At 39.5% G+C, this 3,270-nt stretch carries 5 protein-coding genes; 1 reads left to right on the top strand and 4 read right to left on the bottom strand.

All coding sequences use genetic code 11. The features are described from left to right. Positions 1 to 446: 446 nt before the first annotated feature. Complete coding sequence (locus FBQ94_RS17280) at positions 447 to 650, top strand: hypothetical protein (protein ID WP_285442304.1); 204 nt, start codon at positions 447 to 449, stop codon at positions 648 to 650. A 16-nt stretch (positions 651 to 666) separates the two neighbouring features. Here FBQ94_RS17280 and wecB read toward each other — a convergent pair whose 3' ends face one another. The 4 genes from wecB to FBQ94_RS17260 all read right to left on the bottom strand — a co-directional run bounded on the left by wecB (position 667) and on the right by FBQ94_RS17260 (position 3,062). After that, entirely contained in the window at positions 667 to 1,767 is a 1,101-nt protein-coding gene (wecB, locus tag FBQ94_RS17275) for a non-hydrolyzing UDP-N-acetylglucosamine 2-epimerase (RefSeq protein WP_007219926.1), read from the bottom strand. Positions 1,768 to 1,976: 209 nt separating this feature from the next. Then, positions 1,977 to 2,435, bottom strand: coding sequence for an IS3 family transposase (locus FBQ94_RS17270; RefSeq protein ID WP_007219927.1), 459 nt, complete (start codon positions 2,433 to 2,435; stop codon positions 1,977 to 1,979). After that, positions 2,407 to 2,793, bottom strand: coding sequence for a type II toxin-antitoxin system VapC family toxin (locus FBQ94_RS17265; RefSeq protein ID WP_040543055.1), 387 nt, complete (start codon positions 2,791 to 2,793; stop codon positions 2,407 to 2,409). Before FBQ94_RS17265 ends, FBQ94_RS17270 begins: the two co-directional genes overlap by 29 nt. Beyond that, positions 2,784 to 3,062 carry a helix-turn-helix domain-containing protein gene (locus FBQ94_RS17260; RefSeq protein ID WP_007219929.1) on the bottom strand — a complete coding sequence of 93 codons (279 nt, stop codon included), beginning with the start codon at positions 3,060 to 3,062 and terminating at the stop codon, positions 2,784 to 2,786. The genes FBQ94_RS17265 and FBQ94_RS17260 overlap by 10 nt, the downstream gene beginning before the upstream one ends. Positions 3,063 to 3,270: the final 208 nt, after the last annotated feature.

Genomic DNA, 3,270 nt, shown 5'->3' with positions numbered 1-3,270 from the left:
TATTTAATATCACAAAAGGTTATTGCCTGTTCAAGGCTTTTTAACCTCCTTGGAAGGACGCTGCTTTTTCATATTACCATTGCGAGGGTAGTGTCCGAAGCAATCTCTTGAATAGTTGAGAAAAGATTGCTTCGGGAAAAAACCCCTCGCAATGACAAATACTCTGGAGCCTCTTATGGTAAATTATCTTAAATGAAAGGCTTGTGAAGCGGAACAATTCTTTCTTTGTATGATTGTTTCAATTCCTTACAGGTTCATTGTAGAGGAATTTTCATTTTATCATATAAGCGGTTTTCAGGGCACGGGCTGTACAGACGCATAATAATACGTCTCTCCGTTTGTCCGTGTTGCCGCCTTTAGCTTGATGCATATGATGCTAAAGCCTCTCCCTACATCGACTCCTTGAGTGTTTCTATGGTAAATATTGGTCCTATACCGGAGAGTATGTGATTTACAAAACTTCGTCTCCGCTATATGCTGTCTGGTTTCAATCGTTGATCACCATATATACCAGTTTCCTGATTACCAGTCAAAACCGATATTCCGGAGCAGGGCTATCGCGAGTAGCTCCTCATGAAAATCTTTGTCATGGCTCAGCCTCTCGTTTCCTGGCAAGTTCAAACTTTACTCCTAAATCTGAACCTGCCTGATATTGCCAATGCCTATTTATAGAGCGGATAGAACCTTCACAATCCTCTGTGCAGCCTTTCCATCCCAAAACTGAGGAATTTTATTCTTTTTCCGCTCCTTCTCTCCCTGCAAGATTTTGTTTACCGAACTGATAATCTTTCTCTTATTTCTTCCTACCAGTATATTCGTTCCTTCCTGTATGGTAACAGGCCGTTCCGTATTATCCCGCATAGTAAGACACGGGATACCCAGAACCGTTGTCTCTTCCTGGATACCACCCGAATCGGTAATAACCAACCTTGAGTCCTTCACTAACCTGACAAAATCTACGTACCCTAACGGTTCAATCATCGCCAGATTTGTCAGGTTATTAAATGTATCCATCATATGAAACAACTTCATCTTTTCCTTTGTCCGTACATGGATAGGATACACAATCTTGATTTTTTGAGATACCGACCCGATGATATCGTATATTTCTGCAAGAGCTTGCTGTGAATCGACATTACCCGGACGGTGAAGGGTCAGCACGGCATAAGACCCGGGCTGCAGTGAAAAGTTTTTCAGAACAGAGGATGTGTTAATCTTTTTCATATTGGACAGTAACGCATCGATCATAATATTACCGGTAAAGAAGACCTTCTTTTTCTTTACGCCTTCATTTTTCAAATTAACCAGTCCGCTCTTTTCACTTACAAAGAGGTAGTCTGATATTGAATCGGTAACCACCCTGTTAATTTCTTCCGGCATGGTTCTGTCGAAACTCCTTAAACCTGCTTCAATATGAGCAACCCTGATATGCATCTTGGAAGCAACCAAAGAGCAGGCCAGCGTGGAATTCACATCGCCGACAACAATAACCAGGTCAGGTTTTTCTTTTAAAAGAACCTCCTCAAATGCCATCATGATTTTGGCCGATTGCATAGCATGGGAAGCAGAACCGACATTTAAGTAGATATCCGCTTGAGAAATGCCCAGGTCTTTGAAAAAAACATCAGACATCAGAAAATCATAATGTTGACCGGTATGGACGAGAACTGGTTTTATTGATGGGTATTTTTTTAATTCTTTCAAGAGTGGGGCAATCTTCATAAAATTAGGTCTTGCCCCGGCGACAATAATAAATTTTTTCTTCATAAAAATGCTTTCTTAGGTAAAGCCCTCCATTGGGTTCTGGCTTGCAAGCCAGAACCCATAATTTTAATGTATAGAAAATTCAAAGTTTTTCATTGTTAGCCACGAATGAACACGAATAGACACGAATACCTATGAAAATAAAAGATTCGTGTTCATTCGTGGCTTAAAAGAGTCGCCGAAGACCTAATATAATGCATAGGAATTTCAAACTAACTATATAGTGGCAAGGCGCGCCTTGCCACTACTGTTATATACATAACGACATAAATTCTTAGCACTCCGGCGGGTTCAGGTTTGCAACCTGAACCCATAATTTTAACGGCGCTATGCCGTATATACATAGCGATATAAGTTAACAACTCCCCGATAACTACATTCGATGACAAGCGTCTGTCATTCCGGGCTTGACCCGGAATCCAGTATTTTTCTGGATTCCCGATGGAGTTTATCCTCGTGAAAGCGGGGGCAGGAGTGACATACTTGTCCCCGTGAAAACGGAGATTCGTATCTGATTTTGGATATATTGCTCGCAACCCCATCTGCCTCATGAAGGATTGCGCTCTTTCCCTACTTATACAAATGCCCTCTCGTCTTAATACCTCTCTTATCTTGTGACTCCCACAGAATGGACTTTTCGTTTCACCATATAACTTTAATTCCTTTAGCATGAATTTCCCTGTCGTTGCTAACAAGGGAACTGCCAGTTACTAGTGCGGTTGCAAGTATTAACCTATCGTGTACTTCTAATCCTCTTATGGTCTCCACTATTTTTAATAATCTTGTATCGAAGGAAACTATCTCATAATTGCTGCTTTTTTCTAAATTTGATAAGAGCTTATGAAACGATACATTAACACGTCCCTTTTCTATTAAATAAAGTATTTCCATCAAAACTATTATTGGTAAGTAAATGGTATATGAACCCTCAGCCTCTTGAATGGTCTTCAATGCCTTTTGAGATAACTTATTATTCAGGCTTTTATCCAAATACCAAATAAAGGTGTGGGTATCCAAAGTTATTTCCATATACTTTTTGCTTCTTCAATATCTTTTTCGGTTACTTTACTCTTGCTTGTTATTCCGTGCAGGGAAATACGACCCTCTTTTTTTATCTCCGGTGTCTCTTTGAAATATTCTCTCAAGGCATCCTCAGTCACAAGCCATTTAGTCCCCATTTTCCTTGCCCGGAGCTTTCCCTGTCGAATGTATGTCCTCAAAGTAAACGTTGTGATACCCAGACTCTTTGATAACTCTTTCAGTGAGTAAAGTTTTAATTCCCCTAATTGGATAGGCATTCTGTATCTCCTGTGGTTAAGCAATTAACATTTTTCATAATAATACTCAAATAACTATTATGTATCAATATGTTTTTACGTTTACATTATATATACTATAGTATTTATAGGCTTTGTTGCACAAATCCGATAAAAAAGCAGTTTTTCCCTGTAGTATGCAATTTATGAGATCGCATAACTTTCCGGCATTCCTAATTTCATCATACGG

Source organism: Candidatus Jettenia sp. AMX1 (assembly GCF_030263775.1).
GTDB lineage: Bacteria > Planctomycetota > Brocadiia > Brocadiales > Brocadiaceae > Jettenia > Jettenia caeni.
This window is presented reverse-complemented; position numbering and strand designations above follow the sequence as displayed.